This window comes from Rhizobium sp. SU303 (assembly GCF_021052345.1).
GTDB lineage: Bacteria > Pseudomonadota > Alphaproteobacteria > Rhizobiales > Rhizobiaceae > Rhizobium > Rhizobium laguerreae.
This window is the reverse complement of the sequence record NZ_CP088095.1, coordinates 4,661,118-4,680,000: the sequence shown is the minus strand read 5'-3', so window position 1 is coordinate 4,680,000 and position 18,883 is coordinate 4,661,118. Positions and strand designations below refer to the sequence as shown.

19 protein-coding genes are annotated in these 18,883 nt (G+C 61.4%); 12 read left to right on the top strand and 7 right to left on the bottom strand.

Annotation, left to right across the window (positions count from 1 at the left end):
• Nucleotides 1-380 precede the first annotated feature (380 nt).
• From RlegSU303_RS22925 to RlegSU303_RS22910, 4 genes are all read left to right on the top strand, one after another.
• Nucleotides 381-1,328: an ornithine cyclodeaminase family protein gene (locus RlegSU303_RS22925; RefSeq protein ID WP_131620110.1), complete on the top strand. Its 948-nt coding sequence runs from the start codon at nt 381-383 to the stop codon at nt 1,326-1,328.
• A complete protein-coding gene (gene hrpB, locus RlegSU303_RS22920) occupies nt 1,325-3,790 on the top strand; it encodes an ATP-dependent helicase HrpB (protein WP_131719639.1) in 2,466 nt (821 codons plus the stop codon). The genes RlegSU303_RS22925 and hrpB overlap by 4 nt, the downstream gene beginning before the upstream one ends.
• A 23-nt stretch (nt 3,791-3,813) precedes the next feature.
• Complete coding sequence (locus RlegSU303_RS22915; RefSeq protein ID WP_172426311.1) at nt 3,814-5,142, top strand: ActS/PrrB/RegB family redox-sensitive histidine kinase; 1,329 nt, start codon at nt 3,814-3,816, stop codon at nt 5,140-5,142.
• 67 nt (nt 5,143-5,209) lie between these two features.
• Nucleotides 5,210-5,788 carry an ActR/PrrA/RegA family redox response regulator transcription factor gene (locus RlegSU303_RS22910; RefSeq protein WP_025396545.1) on the top strand — a complete coding sequence of 193 codons (579 nt, stop codon included), beginning with the start codon at nt 5,210-5,212 and terminating at the stop codon, nt 5,786-5,788.
• 23 nt (nt 5,789-5,811) lie between these two features.
• Here the strand turns inward: RlegSU303_RS22910 and RlegSU303_RS22905 are convergent, their stop codons facing one another.
• Nucleotides 5,812-6,306, bottom strand: coding sequence for an MmcB family DNA repair protein (locus RlegSU303_RS22905; protein WP_012759589.1), 495 nt, complete (start codon nt 6,304-6,306; stop codon nt 5,812-5,814).
• A 179-nt stretch (nt 6,307-6,485) separates the two neighbouring features.
• On the opposite strand from RlegSU303_RS22905, the gene RlegSU303_RS22900 reads away from it, so the two are divergent.
• Nucleotides 6,486-7,169 (top strand): L,D-transpeptidase, encoded by a 684-nt coding sequence (locus RlegSU303_RS22900; protein ID WP_017962671.1) that lies wholly within the window; start codon nt 6,486-6,488, stop codon nt 7,167-7,169.
• Nucleotides 7,170-7,238: 69 nt separating this feature from the next.
• Here RlegSU303_RS22900 and RlegSU303_RS22895 read toward each other — a convergent pair whose 3' ends face one another.
• The 6 genes from RlegSU303_RS22895 to hslV all read right to left on the bottom strand — a co-directional run bounded on the left by RlegSU303_RS22895 (nt 7,239) and on the right by hslV (nt 14,423).
• Nucleotides 7,239-9,410, bottom strand: a complete 2,172-nt coding sequence (locus tag RlegSU303_RS22895) for a malate synthase G (protein WP_131719638.1) — start codon at nt 9,408-9,410, stop codon at nt 7,239-7,241.
• 86 nt (nt 9,411-9,496) lie between these two features.
• Nucleotides 9,497-10,909 (bottom strand): cytochrome P450, encoded by a 1,413-nt coding sequence (locus RlegSU303_RS22890; RefSeq protein ID WP_131719637.1) that lies wholly within the window; start codon nt 10,907-10,909, stop codon nt 9,497-9,499.
• A 48-nt stretch (nt 10,910-10,957) separates the two neighbouring features.
• A complete protein-coding gene (locus RlegSU303_RS22885; RefSeq protein ID WP_131719636.1) occupies nt 10,958-11,905 on the bottom strand; it encodes a DUF1402 family protein in 948 nt (315 codons plus the stop codon).
• Between the two features lie 187 nt (nt 11,906-12,092).
• Nucleotides 12,093-13,400, bottom strand: coding sequence for an ATP-dependent protease ATPase subunit HslU (gene hslU / locus RlegSU303_RS22880; protein ID WP_131719635.1), 1,308 nt, complete (start codon nt 13,398-13,400; stop codon nt 12,093-12,095).
• The gene (locus RlegSU303_RS22875; protein ID WP_131719634.1) at nt 13,397-13,909 is read right to left on the bottom strand and encodes a GNAT family N-acetyltransferase; all 513 of its coding nucleotides are present in this window, start codon (nt 13,907-13,909) and stop codon (nt 13,397-13,399) included. Before RlegSU303_RS22875 ends, hslU begins: the two co-directional genes overlap by 4 nt.
• The gene (gene hslV, locus RlegSU303_RS22870; RefSeq protein ID WP_017962666.1) at nt 13,896-14,423 is read right to left on the bottom strand and encodes an ATP-dependent protease subunit HslV; all 528 of its coding nucleotides are present in this window, start codon (nt 14,421-14,423) and stop codon (nt 13,896-13,898) included. The genes RlegSU303_RS22875 and hslV overlap by 14 nt, the downstream gene beginning before the upstream one ends.
• Before the next feature lie 156 nt (nt 14,424-14,579).
• Between hslV and hisB the strand changes: the two genes are divergently transcribed.
• From hisB to hisF, 7 genes are all read left to right on the top strand, one after another.
• Complete coding sequence (gene hisB, locus RlegSU303_RS22865) at nt 14,580-15,188, top strand: imidazoleglycerol-phosphate dehydratase HisB (protein ID WP_003544176.1); 609 nt, start codon at nt 14,580-14,582, stop codon at nt 15,186-15,188.
• 22 nt (nt 15,189-15,210) lie between these two features.
• The gene (locus tag RlegSU303_RS22860; RefSeq protein ID WP_017962664.1) at nt 15,211-15,696 is read left to right on the top strand and encodes a DUF2628 domain-containing protein; all 486 of its coding nucleotides are present in this window, start codon (nt 15,211-15,213) and stop codon (nt 15,694-15,696) included.
• A 2-nt stretch (nt 15,697-15,698) separates the two neighbouring features.
• Complete coding sequence (hisH, locus tag RlegSU303_RS22855) at nt 15,699-16,349, top strand: imidazole glycerol phosphate synthase subunit HisH (protein ID WP_131719633.1); 651 nt, start codon at nt 15,699-15,701, stop codon at nt 16,347-16,349.
• Between the two features lie 253 nt (nt 16,350-16,602).
• Complete coding sequence (locus RlegSU303_RS22850) at nt 16,603-16,785, top strand: hypothetical protein (RefSeq protein WP_003544173.1); 183 nt, start codon at nt 16,603-16,605, stop codon at nt 16,783-16,785.
• Nucleotides 16,782-17,339 carry a hypothetical protein gene (locus tag RlegSU303_RS22845; protein ID WP_017962662.1) on the top strand — a complete coding sequence of 186 codons (558 nt, stop codon included), beginning with the start codon at nt 16,782-16,784 and terminating at the stop codon, nt 17,337-17,339. Before RlegSU303_RS22850 ends, RlegSU303_RS22845 begins: the two co-directional genes overlap by 4 nt.
• A gap of 6 nt (nt 17,340-17,345) precedes the next feature.
• Entirely contained in the window at nt 17,346-18,092 is a 747-nt protein-coding gene (gene hisA, locus RlegSU303_RS22840) for a 1-(5-phosphoribosyl)-5-[(5-phosphoribosylamino)methylideneamino]imidazole-4-carboxamide isomerase (RefSeq protein WP_062939989.1), read from the top strand.
• A complete protein-coding gene (gene hisF, locus RlegSU303_RS22835) occupies nt 18,093-18,881 on the top strand; it encodes an imidazole glycerol phosphate synthase subunit HisF (RefSeq protein WP_017962660.1) in 789 nt (262 codons plus the stop codon).
• The last annotated feature ends 2 nt before the right edge of the window (nt 18,882-18,883 follow it).

Below are 18,883 nucleotides of genomic sequence, written 5' to 3'. Positions count from 1 at the left end.
GAACACAAACCAGCAATCGCCAATCCGCTTGAGTTTCACTAGAACGAAAGACTTCGTCGCCAGCAGCGCCGCCGCCCTCGTTCAGTGAGTGGGCTTATAGAACTAACCAAACTCATCCGTCAACACACCCAACCAAAGTTTTTTGACATTTTTGTAACAGGTTGAAAATGTAGGGCTTTTATCGCCTGCCTCCAAAAACGAGCAAATCGACCACCCGATCGGATGGTTTTTGAGATTCGTTTTTGCCGAATCCTGAAGGATAGGCTTCGGCGAGGGAGATGAGGCTTATATGGGGTGCCCGACGCGGAATTCCAGGGTGCTTGCGTATTCCACGCCTCACTCGTTAGTTTGGCGGTGAGAAAGATCCGGCGGAGTGAAGAATGCTTGTCCTCGATGAAGAACAGACGCGCGCGGCCTTGCCCTGGCCGGAACTGATCGAGGCGATCGCCCGCATGTTCCAGAGCGAATGCGTGATGCCGGTGCGTCATCACCATGAGATGGAGGTGCCGGATGAGGAAAGCGCCACATTGCTCCTGATGCCGGCCTGGGTTCCCGGACGCTATGCCGGGGTAAAGACGGTCTCGGTCTTTCCAGGCAATGTGCGGCGGGGCCTGCCGGCGATCTTCGGAACCTATCTTCTTTCCTCCGGCGCTACCGGGGAAATGCTTGCTGCGATCGACGGCGGCGAGTTGACGGCGCGGCGGACGGCGGCGGCATCGGCGCTGGCGGCCCGTCATCTCGCTCGCCCCGACGCGGAAGAGCTGCTCGTCTGCGGAACCGGACGGCTGTCCCTCAACCTGATGCTTGCCCACGGCACGACCCGTTCGATCAAGAGGTACCGGGTCTGGGGCCGCAACGGGCAAGCGGCGGAAAAGATCGCAGCCGAAGCCCGGGCGCTCGGACTGAATGCCGAGGTGGTCGCGGATGCTGAAGCCGCAGCGCGGACAGCCGATATCATTTCCTGCGCCACGCTTTCCAGCGCGCCACTGATATCAGGCGACTGGCTGAAGCCCGGCGCCCATCTCGATCTCGTCGGCGCCTTCAAGCCGAGCATGCGCGAAAGCGACGACGAGGCCATCCGCCGTGCCTCCGTTTATGTCGACACCCGCGCCGGCGCCCTCGCCGAGGCAGGCGACATTGTCCAGCCGCTGAAAAGCGGCGTGCTGAAGGAAGGCGACATCCGGGCTGAGCTTGCGGAACTCGTCAGCGGCGCCCATGGCGGACGAACCCATGACGCAGAAATCACGCTGTTCAAGTCGGTGGGTGCGGCGTTGGAGGATCTCGCCGGCGCCATCCTTGCCTATGAGACAGTGACGGGCCGAAAGTGACAATCAGTGCATCCTTGCCGGAGCTTCCGGTTTCACATGTCCTGCCGGCCGTCGCTGCCGCGCTGGAAAAGCAAAAACGCGCCGTTCTTTCCGCCCCACCCGGCGCCGGCAAGACGACGCTGGTACCGCTTTACCTGCTCGACAAGACCTGGCGCGGCGACGGCAAGATCATCCTGCTGGAGCCACGGCGGCTGGCGGCGCGGGCAGCGGCAAGCCGGATGGCATCGCTCATCGGCGAACAGGTCGGCGAGACGGTCGGCTACCGCATGCGCCTCGACAACAGGATATCGGCAGCGACACGGATCGAGGTGGTGACCGAAGGGGTTTTCGCCCGGATGATCCTCGACGATCCGGAACTGAACGGCGTCTCGGTCGTGATCTTCGACGAGTTCCACGAGCGTTCGCTGGACGCAGACTTCGGACTCGCTCTGGCACTCGACGTCCAGTCGGCGCTGCGCGAGGATCTGCGCATCCTGGTCATGTCGGCGACCCTCGACGTCGAACGCGTGGCCGGCTTGCTCGACCATCCACCTGTTATCGAAAGCCTGGGGCGCAGCTTTCCGATCGATATCCGTTACCAGGATCGGCCGGGCGGCGAACGTATCGAGGATGCGGTGACGCGGGCGATACTCGATGCCCATGCCAATGAGGCCGGCTCGATTCTCGCCTTCCTGCCCGGCCAGGCGGAAATCACCCGGACCGTCGAACGCTTGGCAGGACGAGTCGGAGCCGAAACGCTGATTGCGCCCCTTTACGGCAATCTCAGCCAGAAGGAGCAGGATGCGGCGATCCGGCCGGCATCACAGGGGACGCGCAAGATCGTGCTTGCGACATCGATCGCCGAAACATCGATCACCATCGACGGCGTCAGGATCGTGATCGACAGCGGGCTGCAGCGCCTGCCGGTGTTCGAGGCGTCGACCGGGATCACGCGGCTGGAGACGGTGCGCGTGTCGCGGGCGTCCGCCGATCAGCGGGCCGGCCGTGCCGGACGAACGGAACCGGGCATCGCCGTCAGGCTGTGGCACCAGGGACAAACGGCGGCACTGCCGGCCTTCACCCCGCCGCAGATCCTTTCCAGCGATCTCTCGGGGCTGGTGCTCGACCTTGCGCATTGGGGCGTTCAAGATCCGGCATCCCTTGCCTTCGTCGATCAGCCGCCGGAAACGACGCTGAGGGAAGCGCGGGTGCTGCTTGGCCAGCTTGGCGCGCTCGACAAGGACGGAGCGCTGGCAGCGCGCGGCAAGGTGATGCGCGATCTCGCTTTGCCGCCGCGGCTTGCCGCCATGGTCGTCTCGGCGGGAGAAGCGGGACACGCACGGGACGCGGCGATGATCGCCGTGCTTCTCACCGAACAGGGGCTTGGCGGAACGAGTGTCGATATCGAGGAGCGGCTGCGACGCTTCAAGGCCGAGCGGGGCGAGAGAGCAGAGGCCTCACGGCGGCTGGCGGGGCGGCTGTCGAGCGGCCTCGACAGCGTTGCCGCAACAGCGCCGGCGCTTGCAGGCCAATTGCTGCTGCATGCGTTCCCGGATCGAATCGCACTTCAGCGCGGCGGGCGCGGCCGCTTCGTGATGGCGAACGGGCGCGGAGCAGAGCTGCCGGAAACAGAGAGGCTGGCCGGCAGCCAAATGCTGGTGATTGCCGACCTGACCGGACGGGCGGCGCAGGCGCGGGTTCTGGCGGCAGCCGAGGTGACACGCGGCGATATCGAAGCCGAGTTGCCCGGTGAGATCAAAAGCGGCGACCAGATATTCTTCGACCGGCAGAGCCGGCAAATCCGGGCGCGGCGGGCAACCCGGCTCGGCGCAATCGTCTTCGAAGAGACGCCTTTGCCGCGCCCTTCCGGAGCAGCAGTCACCCAGGCGCTGGTGGAAGGGGTACGCGAGCTGGGCCTCGATCAGCTTGCCTTCCCGAAGGAAGCCATTCAGCTTCGCGAGCGGATCGGCTTTCTCCACAGGACGATCGGTGAGCCCTGGCCCGATGTCAGCGATGATGCCCTGCTTTCCCGGCTGGACGACTGGTTCGCACCCTTTCAGACGGAAGCCCGCGGCCTTTCCGAGATTTCCGCAGCCGGGCTTTCGAACGGCCTGATGTCGCTGGTGCCGCACGAATTGCAACGCGACCTTAGCCGGCTTGCGCCGACCCATTTCGAAGCGCCGACCGGCCAAAGGCATCCGATCCAATATGAGGGCGAGGAGCCGGTGCTGACGATCCGCGTGCAGGAGCTGTTTGGACTGAAGCAGCATCCAGCCATTGCCGGTGGCCGCCTGCCGCTGCTGCTCGAGCTGACCTCGCCGGCGCACCGGCCGATTCAGACGACACGCGACCTGCCGGGCTTCTGGGCCGGCTCTTGGAAGGATGTACGTGCCGACATGCGCGGGCGCTATCCCCGGCATCCCTGGCCGGAGCGGCCGGAGGATGCGTTGCCGACGACACGGGCAAAACCGCGTGGTACATGAGGGCCATTCAAGGAGCCCTCGGCATGATCGATAAGCCTGACATGATCGACAAGACGGAAGGCTATACGCTGGAGGACCGGCACAACAGCCGCAGGCTGCGCCTGCAGACGCTGGTGCGGCTGCGCTGGCTTGCCGTCGGCGGACAGGCGCTGACGGTTTTCATCGTTGCCTTCTGGCTGAAATTTCCCTTACCGCTGGTTGCCAGTTCTTCGCTGATCGCCGCCCTTGCCTGGGTGAATTTCTACCTGACGATCCGTTATCCGCCGACGCATCGGCTGGAACCGCCAGCCGCCTTTGCGCTGCTCGGCTTCGACCTTTTGCAGCTCTGCGCGCTGCTCTTCATCACCGGCGGCCTTGCCAACCCCTTCGCAGCGCTCGTCTGCGTGCCGGTCATCATCTCCTTTGCCTCGCAGCCGATTCGCTACAGCACCGCGCTGATCGGTGTTGCGATGGTCTGCATCACGGTGCTTGCCTTTTCGCCCTTTCCGCTGCCCTGGTTCGACGGCGTCGAGATCAACGTGCACAACGTCATGCAGTTCGGTGTCTGGTGCTCGATCGCCTCGACCATGGCATTCGCCGCTTTCTATGCCTATCGGGTCTCGATGGAAGCGAGCCAGCTTGCCGATGCGCTGGCTGCGACCGAACTGGTGCTGCAGCGGGAAAAGCATCTGTCGCAGCTCGACGGGCTGGCGGCGGCGGCCGCCCATGAACTCGGAACGCCGCTTGCGACGATCAGCGTCGTCGCCAAGGAAATGGAGCGGGAACTCAAGAATGACGATCGTTTCCGCGAGGACGTCATGCTGCTGCGCAGCCAGAGCGAACGCTGCCGCGACATCCTGCGGCGGCTGACGACGCTTTCCTCCGAAGGAGAGGCGCATATGCGCCGGCTGCCGCTTTCCTCGATGATCGAGGAGATCGTCGCGCCGCACCGGGAATTCGGCATTAGATTGGAGCTCATCGAAAAGAGCCCGCGCAAGGGCGAGCCGGTCACCGACCGCAATGCCGGCATCATGTACGGGCTCGGTAATCTGATCGAAAATGCCGTCGATTATGCGCGAGAGAAAGTGATCGTTACCGTCGAGCACGATCACGACAAAGTGCTGATCGTTATCGAGGACGACGGGAACGGTTATGCGCCCGATATTCTGACGCGGATCGGCGAGCCCTATGTGACGAAGCGGCAGAAAGAGGATACGGCGGGTGGCCTTGGGCTCGGGCTTTTCATCGCCAAGACGCTGCTGGAGCGCTCCGGCGCATCGCTGATTTTCGAGAACCGCGATCCGGAAAGTGCGGGCGCGCGTATCCGAATCGAATGGCCGCGCATGCTAATCGACGCAAATTCGACAAAATGACTTTGTCGGCATAAACAGGATATAGCAGTTGACGCAGATCGGGCGTTCAACCGCCGGGACCGAGACGATGACAGAACAGAATCATGACAATTTCGCCGCGTCAGATGAGGACCATATCGGTCCCGATGCCAGCCTGCTGATCGTCGATGACGACGGGCCGTTTCTGCGCCGCCTGGCACGGGCGATGGAGACACGCGGCTTCCAGGTGGAGACGGCCGAATCAGTGGCGGAGGGCGTTGCGAAATCGAAAGGCCGGCCGCCGAAATATGCGGTGGTCGACCTTCGGCTCGGCGACGGCAATGGGCTCGACGTCATCGAGGCTATCCGCCAGCGGCGCGACGACACCAGGATCATCGTGCTGACCGGCTATGGCAATATCGCAACGGCAGTGACTGCCGTGAAGCTCGGCGCCGTCGATTATCTTGCAAAGCCTGCGGATGCCGACGACGTCTTTTCGGCGCTGACGCAGCGGCCGGGTGAAAAGGCCGAGCTTCCCGAAAATCCGATGTCGGCCGACCGGGTGCGCTGGGAGCATATCCAGCGGGTCTATGAAATGTGCGAGCGCAATGTCTCCGAAACGGCGCGCCGGCTCAACATGCACCGGCGGACGCTGCAGCGTATCCTTGCCAAACGCGCGCCGAAATAGACGAGCACCTCGTGCGATTATAATTAGACGTCGTCCACAGTGAACGGTTTTCCATTCGCCCATTCGGCCATCATCAGCCTTTGCGCGGCGGCACGCGAGAAGTTGAGCGTGACGGATTTGCGCGTGGCCGGCGCCATGCGGTGTTCCGGCGCCTCGCGAATCATATGGGCGCCATAACCATCCGAGAGGAACAGTCCGCATTCCTCGGGAAAGATCTCCAGCGGCACATCCTGGTGAGTCGCAAAGAACAGGCGGTCGCAATGCAGCCTGTATTCCGGCCATTTGCGATCCACCCTGAAATCTTCGATCGAGGTCTTGATTTCGATGATCCAGACCTCGCCCTTTTCCGAAAGCGTGATCAGATCGGCACGGCGGCCGCTGGCCAGCGGCAGTTCGGGCAGCACGGCGTGGCGCATTTCATGCAGCAATATCTGCGTTCCGCGCCGTACCATCATGGCCCTGTCCGATTGCCGGCCATCGATTAACGGATTGTTATTGTAAACACTCAAAATCGTCATGGATAACCATCAGAGGGGCTGGCGTGTTGTTGCAAAAAAACCATGCGCTTCTAATTTGCGCGGCAGACGGATTTGTCGCGCTGCAGTAGTCTTGCAAAGCGCAAGTTAATCGAAAATAAACCATAATCAACGATGGTCGAAAGACCGTTCTCCTTGCCCCAAAACTTCAAGAGTCATCCATGCGCATCCGCAATGCATTCCCTGTCTTTGGCCTGCTGGCGACATTCGCTCTGGCCGGTTGCTCGACGACCTCAGACAGCGCATCCGTCGACGACAAGGGCGCAGGCCCGACGGTTCAGACGGCACAGATCTTCAATGACGCCTACGGCCTGACGAAGGATGCCGGGTACTCCCTACCGGCGATCCCGATCGACAGGGTCAAGCCGCAATTCCGCCGCCAGGTCGTCAGCTACCAGACCACAGAGCGTCCCGGAACGATCATCGTCAACACGCGCGAGCGCTTCCTCTATTACATCCTGGCCAACGGCAAGGCGATGCGCTACGGCATCGGCGTCGGCAAGCAGGGCTTCGCATGGGCCGGCACCGCCTACGTCGCCTGGAAGCAGGAATGGCCAAACTGGCACCCGCCGAAGGAAATGGCCGTCCGCCGGCCTGATCTTGCCAAATACGTCGAGGACGGCATGGGTCCGGGTCTCAGCAATCCGCTCGGCGCGCGCGCCATGTATCTCTTCAACGAGGACGGCAAGGACACGCTCTTCCGCCTGCACGGCACGCCGGAATGGGCCTCCATCGGCACCGCCGCTTCCTCGGGCTGCATTCGCCTGATGAACCAGGACGTCATCGATCTCTACAGCCGCGTCCGCCCGGGCAAGGGCACGTCCAAAGTCGTCGTCATTCAGTAAGCTAATTATAGAATTCGGTATAAAAAAGGCCGCCGAACTATCGTTCCGGCGGCCTTTTCGTATTTTCCGTCAGGCAGTCTGCTTCGCCTTGAGCTCGAGGCGGCGGCGGTGAAGCACCGGCTCGGTGTAGCCGTTCGGCTGTTCTCTGCCCTTCAGGACGAGATCGAGGGCAGCCTGGAAGGCGATCGAATCGTCAAAATTGCCGGCCATCGGCTGATAGGCGGGGTCCGACGCATTCTGCCGGTCGACGACGGCGGCCATGCGCCTCATCGTCTCGACGATCTGAGCTTCGGTGATGACCTTGTGATGCAGCCAGTTCGCCATGTGCTGGGCCGAGATGCGCAGCGTCGCGCGATCTTCCATCAAACCGACATTGTTGATGTCGGGCACCTTCGAGCAGCCGACGCCCTGATCGACCCAGCGCACGACATAGCCGAGGATTCCTTGAGCATTGTTGTCGAGCTCGCACTGGATTTCTTCCGGCGTCCAGTTCGGCCGCACCGCGACCGGCACGGAGAGAATATCGGAGAGTTTGGCGCGGGCGCGATCCTTCAGCCCCTGCTGAACACGGGCGACATTGACCCGGTGATAATGGGTGGCATGCAGGGTTGCGGCCGTCGGCGATGGCACCCAGGCGGTGTTGGCGCCGGCCTTTGGGTGGGCGATCTTCTGTTCGAGCATTGCCGCCATCAGATCCGGCATCGCCCACATGCCCTTGCCGATCTGGGCGTGGCCGGAAAGGCCGCATTCGAGGCCGATGTCGACGTTCCAGTTCTCATAGGCTGATATCCAGGCCGCCTGGCGCATGTCGCCCTTGCGAATCATCGGGCCGGCTTCCATCGAGGTGTGGATCTCGTCGCCGGTGCGATCGAGGAAGCCGGTATTGATGAAGACGACGCGCTCGCGGGCGGTGCGGATGCATTCCTTGAGGTTGACGGTCGTGCGGCGCTCCTCATCCATGATGCCCATCTTGATGGTGTTGCGCGGTAGGCCAAGCGCGTCTTCGACACGCGAGAAGATTTCGACGGCGAAGGCCACCTCTTCCGGCCCATGCATCTTCGGCTTGACCACATACATTGAGCCGGTGCGGGAATTCTTCCGCCGGCCGGAGGGGCCAATATCGTAAAGCGCGATCAGGCCGGTGATCGCAGCATCCATGATGCCTTCAGGCACTTCGTTGCCGTCGCGGTCGAGGATCGCCGGGTTGGTCATGAGGTGGCCGACATTGCGCACCAGCATCAGCGAGCGCCGGTGTACCTCGAAGGCGGCACCATCCGGGCCGGCATATTGCAGATCCGGGTTGAGCGTGCGGATGAAGCTCGTTCCGCCCTTTGCCACCTCTTCCTGCAGGTCGCCCTTCATCAGGCCGAGCCAGTTGCGATAGACGACGACCTTGTCCTCGGCATCGACGGCGGCAATCGAATCCTCGCAGTCCATGATCGTCGTGATTGCCGATTCCAGCCAGACATCGGAAATATGAGCCGGATCGGCTTTCCCGATCGTCGTCGTCGCATCGATGACGATTTCAATGTGAATGCCGTTGTTCTTCAGGAGAAGATGCGTGGGAGCGGCGGGATCGCCGCGATAGCCGGCAAAATGCTTGTCGTTCGTCAGCATGGTCTGCTCGCCATCGATCGATCTGACAGAGAGCGCGCCATCCGTGACGGCGAAGCTTCCGACGTCCTTCCAGCGGCAGTCCTGCAGCGGCGCTGACGTATCGAGGAAATCGCGCACCCAGGCGATGACATTCTCGCCGCGCTTCGGATTGTAACCCTTAGCCTTCTCGGCGCCGTCGCTCTCGGGAATGGCGTCCGTACCGTAGAGCGCATCATAGAGCGAACCCCAGCGGGCATTGGCGGCGTTCAAGGCGTAACGGGCGTTCATGACGGGAACGACGAGCTGCGGGCCGGCAATCGAGGCGATCTCCGGATCGACATTGTCGGTCGAAACCTGGAAGTCCGATCCCTCAGGCAGGAGATAGCCGATTTCGCGGAGGAAGGACTGGTATTCGTCCATATCCGCCGGGGCGCCATGCCGACGATACCAGTCGTCGATCTTTACCTGCAGCTCGTCGCGTTTTGCCAGCAACGCACGATTCTTCGGGGCGAGATCATGGACGATCGCGGAAAAATCGGCGAAAAACTTGTCCGCATCGACCGCCAGACCCGGCAGCACCTCCTTGACGAGGAAATCATGAAGGACGGTTTCGATGGCAAGACCGTTCTTATCAACGCGGCTCATGCGACATTCTCCCTGGCAACGACTTTCGAATGCTGCCACTTTGCCCGGCTTTCATTCACAGTCAATTCTGCAATAATTCGAAAGATTTATGCCTTCGTGGAAATTATGCGTGGCGTCACGCGCATCGGCAGTCCGTTCTGCGGCTGCGTCGTCAGCTTCTGCACCGGCCAAGGATTGGTCTGATCGGTGGAATCGAAGCGGTAACGATGCATTAGGACAGCAAGGGCGATCACCGCCTCCTGAAGCGCAAAGGTTGCGCCGATGCAGACACGCGGGCCAGCGCCGAAAGGCAGGAACTGAAAGCGGCCGATAGAGCCGCGATTTTCCGGCAGGAAGCGTTCGGGCATGTAGGCGCGCGGCCTGTCCCAGTGAAGTTCGTGGCGATGCAACGTCCAAGGCATGACAAGCACCGTGACGCCAGCTTCGATCGCGACCCGCTCGCCCTTGGTGCTGGTCCAGGAATCATCCAATATGGCGGCGCGATTGATGGATGGCGCCGGCGGATAGAGGCGCAAAGCCTCCTCGAAGGCGGCGCGCGTCTGCGGCATCATATCCAGCCATTCCACAGGTTTGGCCCCAGTGGCGAGCACCGCGTCGATTTCTTCTTCCATCGCCTCGCGGATATGCGGGCTGTTCGATACGCAATACAGCGTCCAGGCCAACGCTCGGGCTGTGGTCTCATGCCCCGCGCCGATGAAGGTCAGAATATTGTCTTCGATTTCTTCGTTGGTCAGCCCCTCGGGGCCAGCCTCTTCCAGGAGCAGGGTCAGGAAATCTTCAGGCGCGCTGCTGCGGTCTGCCTTCATCTTTGCGAGCCGCATATCCATCGTGTTGCGTACGATGGCGCGGAATTTCTCCAGCACCTTCTGCCCGCCGATGCGTGTCACACGTGGAACCCAGGACGGAGCGCGCATCAGATCCATCGGATCGACGCGGCCCATGCGATGCAGGAGTTCATTGACGTCGTCGGCGAAATGGCCGCTCGATGTGACGATTTCGCCAGAGAACAATGTGTCAGCCAGAATCGCGAAGGTCAGCTCGGTCATATCGGTGCTGATATCGAAAATGGCGCCTGCCTCGCCTGCGCTCTCATATTTGCGGGCATAATCTTCGGATTGGCGCAGCATCTGCCCGGCAAAGCCTTGGGCATGGCGGGGGGTGAAAATAGGCGCCACCGCCTTGCGCGATCTTTTCCAGACAGGACCTTCGGCGGTCAGAAGGCCGTCGCGGAGGATCGGACGCAGGACGAGCTGGCGCACATCCGACATGCGGTAATTATTGGCGTTGTCGACTAGCACATGCTTGATCAGGCCCGGATCGTTGACGATCAGCGTCCTCTGGCCGAAGAAATTGGTGCGTATCCAGGGCAGCGTGTAGGACGGCTCGCCCCAGAGTTCGAGCGGATTGCGCAGGATGATACGGATGATTTCCAGCCGGCTCGGGGGCACGGTACGAGGCAGCGGTGCTGGCGGGACGAAGGGGTCCGGACGCATGTCCATCGTAAAAGCCTTTCGGGGAAGATCTAAGCCTTCCCGGCAAGCTTGAAGCTAGAGCAGGCCCTTGAGTTCGTCCAGCTTGTCGTTGATCAGCCAGCCGTAATAATTCTCTTCCGGCCAGACCGTCGCACCGGCGCCGCGGTTCTTCGCAGCAAGTGCTGCGGCGCGCTGGCGCGAATTGCCGACATTATAGAGCGTCGCCGTCAGGCCGGGATTGCCCGAGATATCGATGCCGGCGATCTGCTTGTAATCGTCGATCGACCTGCGGATTGAGGCCGCGACGAAGGCGAGCGAGATATCGGGATCCATGATGGCCCTGTAGACGGCGCCGGCATTCTTCTCATTCAGCTTTGGATAGCCGGACACGCGGGTCACGAGATCGGAGAGCATCAGCGCCGTCAGCGGATTGACTTGGCCGAGGCCGAAGGTCTGGCCGGCATAGAAGGGCTGGAAGAAGACCGCGCTGAAACGGTTGTTGGGAAAGCTCGTACCATCAACCGTCTTCCCGCGGAAATCGGTTTCCCAAACATCTTCGCGGCAGGACCAGAGCGTGTAGGAATCGTTCTTGCCCTTGCAGTCGGAAAATTGCGGCCGCGCCACGAATTCGTCGACGCTTTCGCCATCATAGGCGAAGCGGAAGCTTTCTCCGGCGTAGGAGGCAGCCTTGACATAATAGGCCTGCAGCCGGTCGTAGGCATCGACATTATAGGTGTGTTCGCCGACGATCGCGCCGACGACATGGATGGGATTGATGCCGTAAGCGCTGGAAATCTTGCGGATCTTGCTCATCAGCTCCCGATCGGTCGCCAGAAGCTCATGAACCTTTTCGTATTTCAGATCGAAGCTGCTTTTGGTGCCTTTGGTGCGCCTGACGGAAGCGCCCGGAATATCGGGCTGCTCGGCATGACGATTGCCCGCCGGCACCGTCTGCATTGCGAAGGCAGGCGCCGAATTCACCAGGGCAACGGCAATCATAAGGCTTGTCAAAAGGCGTCGCACGATCCGTTATCCCGTCCGTTCCATCGTCCTGTTTGTGATGCGGCTGCCTGGACCAGAATCTTGGCCGAATAAAGCCGAGCGGAAACAAAACGGGCCTTCACTAGAAAGTAAAAGGCCCGTTGTCGAGAGACGCGTTCGTCACAATCCGCCATTCATGCCGGGAAAGACATGAAGCGGTGCGCCGATATCACAGAATGAAGCGCGAGAGATCAGTATTCTGTGCGAGATCGCCGACATGTTCGCGCACATAGGCGGCATCGATCGTCACGGCCGTCCCGCCCCGATCCGGTGCGTTGTAGGAAATATCGTCGAGCACCCGCTCCATCACCGTCTGCAGGCGGCGTGCGCCGATGTTTTCGACGGAGGAGTTCAGGTGCACGGCGACATCGGCAAGCGCGTCGATTGCGTCGTCGGTGAATGCGAGGCTCAGGCTTTCCGTCTCCATCAGCGCGCGGTACTGGCGGATAAGGCTTGCTTCCGTCTCGGTCAGGATCCGGCGGAAATCATCCTTGTTCAGCGGACGCAATTCGACGCGGATCGGCAGGCGGCCCTGCAATTCCGGCAGAAGATCCGAGGGCTTGGAGACATGGAAGGCGCCGGACGCGATGAACAGGATATGGTCCGTCTTCACAGGCCCGTATTTGGTCGAAACCGTCGTGCCTTCGACGAGTGGCAAGAGGTCGCGCTGAACGCCTTCGCGCGAAACGCCGGCGCCCATTCCGCCGTCGCGGGCGGCGATCTTGTCGATTTCGTCAAGGAAGACGATACCGTCATTCTCGGTGGAGCGAACGGCTTCGCGCTGGATCACTTCGTTGTCGATCAGCTTGTCGGATTCGTCGCGGATCAGGTCACTATACGAGGCCTTGACTGTGGTGCGGACCTTCTTGGTGCGGCCGCCCATCGCCTTGCCGAACATTTCCGACAGGTTCAGCACGCCGATATTGGCGCCCGGCATGCCGGGAATCTCGAAACCTCCCATGCCGGAACCGGCGTCGGCCACCTCGATATCGATTTCCTTGTCGTCGAGTTCGCCGTCCCTCAGCTTCTTGCGGAAGTTTTCGCGCGTTGCAGGCGATGCCGTGGTACCGACCAGCGCATCGAGAACACGCTCCTCGGCGCTCACATGCGCCTTGGCCTGCACTTCGGCCCGCTTCTTCTCGCGCACCAGGCCGATGCCGACCTCGACCAGATCGCGGATGATCTGCTCGACGTCGCGGCCGACATAGCCGACTTCGGTGAACTTTGTGGCTTCCACCTTGATGAAGGGCGCGCCGGCGAGCTTTGCCAGGCGGCGGGAGATTTCCGTCTTGCCGACGCCGGTCGGGCCGATCATCAGGATGTTCTTCGGCATGACTTCGTCGCGCAGGCTCGGGTCGAGCTGCTGGCGGCGCCAGCGGTTGCGCAGCGCAATCGCAACGGCGCGCTTGGCGTCATGCTGGCCGATGATATAGCGATCGAGCTCGGAAACGATCTCGCGGGGGGAAAAAGTGGTCATTGCGTATCATTCTCCTGGCGGTCCAGGGCCATCAACAGTGCCCGGCCGCAATTAGTCGTTGTTTCGCCAAGTCCTTGAAAGCCCGCCTTGGTATAGGCTCTGATTGCGAATGCATTGTCAGGATGCGGATCGACGAGGATCCGCTGCGCGCCCTTTGCAAAGAGCATATCGCAGAACCCTATCATAAAGGCCGGTCCGTGACCTTTGCCCGCGAGTTCCTCGATGCCGATGAACTGGTCGATGCCGTAGGTGCCCTTCGGCTGACCGGCGAGCGCTTCATCGTCCTCGTCGTCGAGATCGGCCGCCTGGATAAAGGCAAAGTCCTTTCCATTCAGCGTGACGATGAAGCACGAGACGGAGGCCGCATCGACATGCTTTTCCATCGAAGCCAGCGCCTTGGTCGGATCGCCCCACCAGCGCCTGACATGCCGGCTTTCCAGCCATTTGGCGAGGAGTGGCAGGTCAGTCGCGGCAAGCGGCCGGAAGGCATAGGGCTCAGCCTTCGGCATCCAGCGATTCCACCACCACATTGTGGTTCGTGTAGACGCAGATGTCGGCGGCGATATCGAGGGCGCGGCGGGCGATCTCCTCGGCCGATTTGTCGGTATCCATGAGTGCGAGAGCGGCGGCGAGGGCAAAATTGCCGCCGGAACCGATCGCCGTCGTGCCATGCTCCGGTTCCAAAACGTCGCCATTGCCGGTGATCGCCAGCGTGATCGACTTGTCGGCGACGAGCATCATGGCTTCGAGATTGCGCAGGTATTTGTCGGTGCGCCAGTCCTTGGCGAGCTCGACGGCGGCGCGCATCAATTGACCGGGATATTGCTCAAGCTTCTTTTCAAGCCTTTCGAGCAGGGTAAAGGCATCGGCGGTGGCGCCGGCGAAACCGGCGACGACTTCGCCCTTGCCGATGCGGCGCACCTTGCGGGCATTGCCCTTCATGACGGTCTGGCCGAGGCTCACCTGGCCATCGCCTGCCATCACCACCTTGCCGCCTTTTCGAACTGTAATGATTGTTGTCATAAAACACCTGTCTGCCGGGCCGCATGCCGGCCCTGTTGAGCCCTATGTAAGTGGACTGGCGCCGATTGCAAATGGGCCGGCTTTTCTCTTGCCCGGCTCCTGGATATTTCCCGATGCGCCTGATAAGGAACGGCCTTATTCCCGATGGAGGGCCATATGGCCGAGACCGCAGCAAGCCGCACCGGCAGCGTTTCCCGCAAGACCAACGAAACCTCGATTTCCGTTTCCGTCAATCTCGACGGCACCGGAAAATCGACGATCTCGACGGGCGTCGGCTTCTTCGACCATATGCTCGACCAGCTTTCGCGACATTCCCTCATCGACATGGAGATCGATGCCAAGGGCGACCTGCATATCGACGACCATCATACGGTCGAAGATACCGGCATCGCCATCGGCCAGGCGATCTCCAAGGCGCTCGGCGACCGGCGCGGGATCACCCGCTACGCGTCGATCGATCTCGCCATGGACGAGACGATGACCAAGGCTGCGGTCGATCTTTCCGGCCGGCCGTTCCTCGTCTGGAATGTCGCCTTCAGTGCGCCGAAGATCGGCACTTTCGACACCGAGCTCGTTCGCGAATTCTTCCATGCGCTCGCCCAGAATGCCGGCATCACCTTGCATATTCTCAACCACTATGGCGCCAACAATCACCATATTGCCGAGACATGCTTCAAGGCCGTTGCCCGCGCGTTGCGCACGGCGACAGAGATCGATCCGAGACAGGCGGGCCGTGTTCCCTCGACCAAGGGCACGCTCGTCTGAGCCCTTCAAGGGAGCGGCGGCAATGACATCCAGCTATATCTTCCTGACACCGCCCGGTAGCACGAGCGCCACGGCCGATGAGACGCGAACCATCCGTGACGGCTTCACGCTGCTCGGCTTCCTATTTCCATGGGTTTGGCTGCTGGCGCATCGACTTTGGCTGCATGCGGCCGCGGCCTTTCTGCTGCAGGGGATTGGTGGTGCGCTGATGGACGAACCCGGCCTCGGGCCGGCGGGAGCGGCAATCCTGTTGGGCGTGAATATGCTGGTCGGTCTCGAGGGCCAGAATTTCCGTGTCCGCAACCTTGCTGCGAAGGGCTGGAACGAAGACGCATTCATTGCGGCCGATACGATCGGCATTGCCGAGCAGGTCTATTTTTCGGACAGGGCGGCTATCGCAGTTAGTGACGACGCCGCGGCGCCAGACTGGCAGAACAAAGCCGGTCCGAACGGCCCGCACGGCGATGCAACATCGCTTGGTCTCTTTGGTTTTGATGGAGGACGCTGACGATGCGCGTCGCGATTATCGACTATGGCTCCGGTAACCTGCGCTCGGCGACCAAGGCTTTCGAGCGTGCCGCCCACGAAGCTGGCATCGATGCCCATATCGATCTTACCGATAGGGCGGAGGATGTTGCCTCGGCCGATCGTATCGTGCTTCCCGGTGTCGGCGCCTATGCCGATTGCCGGCGCGGCCTCGATGCCGTGCCTGATATGGCCGAGGTGCTGATCGAGGCTGTCGAGAAGAAGGCGCGGCCGTTCCTCGGCATCTGCGTCGGCATGCAGCTCATGTCCTCGCGCGGCCTCGAGAAGACAGTGACGCACGGTTTTAACTGGATTCCCGGTAACGTCGTCGAGATGACGCCGGATGATCCGGCCCTCAAGATCCCGCAGATCGGCTGGAACACGCTCGACCTGAAGCGCGAACATCCGCTCTTCGAAGGAATTCCGACGGGGTCGCAGGGACTGCACGCCTATTTTGTGCATTCCTACCATCTTGCCGCCGAAAACGCCGAGGATGTTATTGCGACGGCCGACTATGGCGGTCCGATGACCGCTTTCGTCGGGCGCGACAACATGGTCGGAGCACAGTTTCACCCGGAAAAGAGCCAGAAGCTCGGTCTGGCCCTGATCGCCAATTTTCTGCGCTGGAACCCGTAGAGCCCGAACCCGTCAAGCATTGTTCACGCAATCCCGAAGCAAAACGCTACACGGTTTTGCTGGAATTTTTCCAAGGGCTGGCTTTTAATACAGCCGCCTTATTTCCCTAGAGCATGATGCCGAACAGTGTGAGCGGTTTTCGGACGACATCATGCTCTGACTGTATAATGTAGAACAGGATTCAGATTTTAGGCCGACCCGGCCTAAAATCATCCTGTTCTAGTATGGAAACGGCGGAACAGGAGTGCGCTCGATGCCGGCTTCACGGAAATCAGGCAAGGTGTTCTACACGTTGCGGCCCTCCAGGGAAGGCTTGCCCCCCTTTTCTGATATCAAGCTTCCCGGCGGCACGGTCATCCGCCGTGTCGATGAAGCCATCCACAGGAAGGCGCTTTCCAATGCAGCCAAGGCGCTGAAAGAAAGGCTGGACCGATGATCCATGACTCTTTCCCCGCAAACGACGGTTCGAGCCGGCGGCAAAACGGGGTCAGCGCCGGCGATATCGCCGAGGCCGTGCTGGAATTCTATATCGAAGGTGAGGACGATCTGATCGGCCTGCTCGCCTACGCACTCTACGAGCGGCAAAAGCGCGATTTCGTTCTCAGCCATCGCAAGCGAAATGCCGGCCGTTCGCCCGATGAGGCCGAGCTTGCCGCCGTCAACAGCAATTATCTCTCGACCGACCTGCGCAACACGCTACGCGACCGCGCCTCGCAGATCCTTTCGAGTTATGCCGAAACCTATGTCGAGGCAATGGAGCCGCAGATCCGGCTGACCGCCGTCAACAGCGATGCGTTGCGCCAGGTGCGAAACATCGAGAAATCGATCAAGAGGCGCCTGGGCTTCTGGCGTCAGGTCCGGGCCGGCTTTGCCGTCACCCTGCTCCTCCTTTTGCTTTTCGGCGCGGCTGCCATTGCCGCTGTCTTTTTCCGATCGGATATCGTAGATGCGTGGAATGCGCTGATGGTACCGACCACTCTACGGACGTAAGACGACATGATCCTTTTTCCCGCGATCGACCTGAAAGGCGGCCAATGCGTCCGCCTGAAGCTCGGCGACATGCAGCAGGCGACGGTCTACAACACCGATCCGGCCGCCCAGGCGAGATCCTTCGAAGATCAGGGTTTCGAATGGCTGCATGTGGTCGATCTCGACGGCGCCTTTGCGGGACATTCAGCCAATGGCGATGCCGTCGAAGCGATCTTGAAGGCAACGGACAATCCCGTGCAGCTCGGCGGCGGCATTCGCACGCTCGATCATATCGAGGCCTGGCTGTCGCGCGGGCTGCGGCGCGTCATTCTCGGCACCGTCGCGGTCAGAAATCCGGCGTTGGTCATCGAGGCCTGCCGGAAATTTCCTGGTCATGTCGCCGTCGGCATCGATGCCAAGGGCGGCAAGGTGGCCGTCGAGGGTTGGGCGGAAGCCTCCGAACTCGGTATCATCGAGCTCGCCAAGAAATTCGAGGGCGCCGGCGTCGCCGCGATCATCTACACCGATATCGACCGTGACGGCATCCTGGCCGGCATCAATTGGACTTCGACGCTGGAACTTGCCGACGCCGTTTCCATTCCCGTCATCGCCTCGGGCGGCCTTGCCTCTCTCGACGATGTCAGGCGCATGCTGGAGCCCGATGCGCGAAAGCTGGAAGGGGCGATTTCAGGTCGTGCGCTTTATGATGGCCGTATCGATCCCAAGGAAGCGCTGGCGCTGATCAAGGCGGCCCGGACCAAGGAGACCGTGTAAATGACTCTCAAGGCCCGTGTTATCCCCTGCCTCGACGTCAAGGACGGGCGTGTCGTCAAGGGCGTCAACTTTCTCAATCTCGTCGATGCCGGCGATCCCGTCGAAGCCGCGAAGGCTTATGATGCGGCCGGCGCCGACGAACTCTGCTTCCTCGACATAACCGCTTCCTCGGACAATCGCGAGACGATCTTCGATGTCGTATCGCGCACCGCCGACCAATGCTTCATGCCGCTGACGGTCGGCGGCGGGGTGCGCACCATCGCCGATATCCGCAAGCTGTTGCTGTGCGGTGCCGACAAGGTCTCGATCAATTCGGCAGCGGTCAGCAATCCCGACTTCGTCACCGAGGCGGCCGACAAGTTCGGCGACCAGTGCATCGTCGTTTCGATCGACGCCAAGCGCCGGCGCACGCAGGCGGTCGGCGGCGACAATCTCAGCGCCTGGGAGATCTACACCCATGGTGGCCGCAACGCGACCGGCATCGATGCCGTCGAATTCGCGGAGAAGATGGTGGCGCGCGGCGCCGGCGAGCTGCTGGTCACCTCGATGGACCGCGACGGCACCAAGGTCGGCTACGATCTGGAGCTGACGCGGGCGATCGCCGATGCGGTGCGTGTGCCCGTCATCGCGTCCGGCGGCGTCGGCGATCTCGACGATCTCGTCGCCGGGGTGAAGGAGGGTCATGCCAATGCCGTTCTCGCCGCGTCGATCTTCCACTTCGGAACCTATTCCGTCAGCGAGGCGAAGCACTATATGTCGAAGTGCGGCATCGACATGCGTCTCGACTGAAC

Bases quoted from the DNA above. Each gene is read 5' to 3' on its own strand.
- RlegSU303_RS22925 (WP_131620110.1), top strand. From the start codon at position 381: ATGCTTGTCCTCGATGAAGAACAGACGCGCGCGGCCTTGCCCTGGCCG.
- RlegSU303_RS22915 (WP_172426311.1), top strand. From the start codon at position 3,814: ATGATCGATAAGCCTGACATGATCGACAAGACGGAAGGCTATACGCTG.
- RlegSU303_RS22910 (WP_025396545.1), top strand. From the start codon at position 5,210: ATGACAGAACAGAATCATGACAATTTCGCCGCGTCAGATGAGGACCAT.
- RlegSU303_RS22905 (WP_012759589.1), bottom strand. From the start codon at position 6,306: ATGACGATTTTGAGTGTTTACAATAACAATCCGTTAATCGATGGCCGG.
- RlegSU303_RS22900 (WP_017962671.1), top strand. From the start codon at position 6,486: ATGCGCATCCGCAATGCATTCCCTGTCTTTGGCCTGCTGGCGACATTC.
- RlegSU303_RS22895 (WP_131719638.1), bottom strand. From the start codon at position 9,410: ATGAGCCGCGTTGATAAGAACGGTCTTGCCATCGAAACCGTCCTTCAT.
- RlegSU303_RS22890 (WP_131719637.1), bottom strand. From the start codon at position 10,909: ATGGACATGCGTCCGGACCCCTTCGTCCCGCCAGCACCGCTGCCTCGT.
- hslU (WP_131719635.1), bottom strand. From the start codon at position 13,400: ATGACCACTTTTTCCCCCCGCGAGATCGTTTCCGAGCTCGATCGCTAT.
- RlegSU303_RS22875 (WP_131719634.1), bottom strand. From the start codon at position 13,909: ATGCCGAAGGCTGAGCCCTATGCCTTCCGGCCGCTTGCCGCGACTGAC.
- hslV (WP_017962666.1), bottom strand. From the start codon at position 14,423: ATGACAACAATCATTACAGTTCGAAAAGGCGGCAAGGTGGTGATGGCA.
- hisB (WP_003544176.1), top strand. From the start codon at position 14,580: ATGGCCGAGACCGCAGCAAGCCGCACCGGCAGCGTTTCCCGCAAGACC.
- RlegSU303_RS22860 (WP_017962664.1), top strand. From the start codon at position 15,211: ATGACATCCAGCTATATCTTCCTGACACCGCCCGGTAGCACGAGCGCC.
- hisH (WP_131719633.1), top strand. From the start codon at position 15,699: ATGCGCGTCGCGATTATCGACTATGGCTCCGGTAACCTGCGCTCGGCG.
- RlegSU303_RS22850 (WP_003544173.1), top strand. From the start codon at position 16,603: ATGCCGGCTTCACGGAAATCAGGCAAGGTGTTCTACACGTTGCGGCCC.
- RlegSU303_RS22845 (WP_017962662.1), top strand. From the start codon at position 16,782: ATGATCCATGACTCTTTCCCCGCAAACGACGGTTCGAGCCGGCGGCAA.
- hisA (WP_062939989.1), top strand. From the start codon at position 17,346: ATGATCCTTTTTCCCGCGATCGACCTGAAAGGCGGCCAATGCGTCCGC.
- hisF (WP_017962660.1), top strand. From the start codon at position 18,093: ATGACTCTCAAGGCCCGTGTTATCCCCTGCCTCGACGTCAAGGACGGG.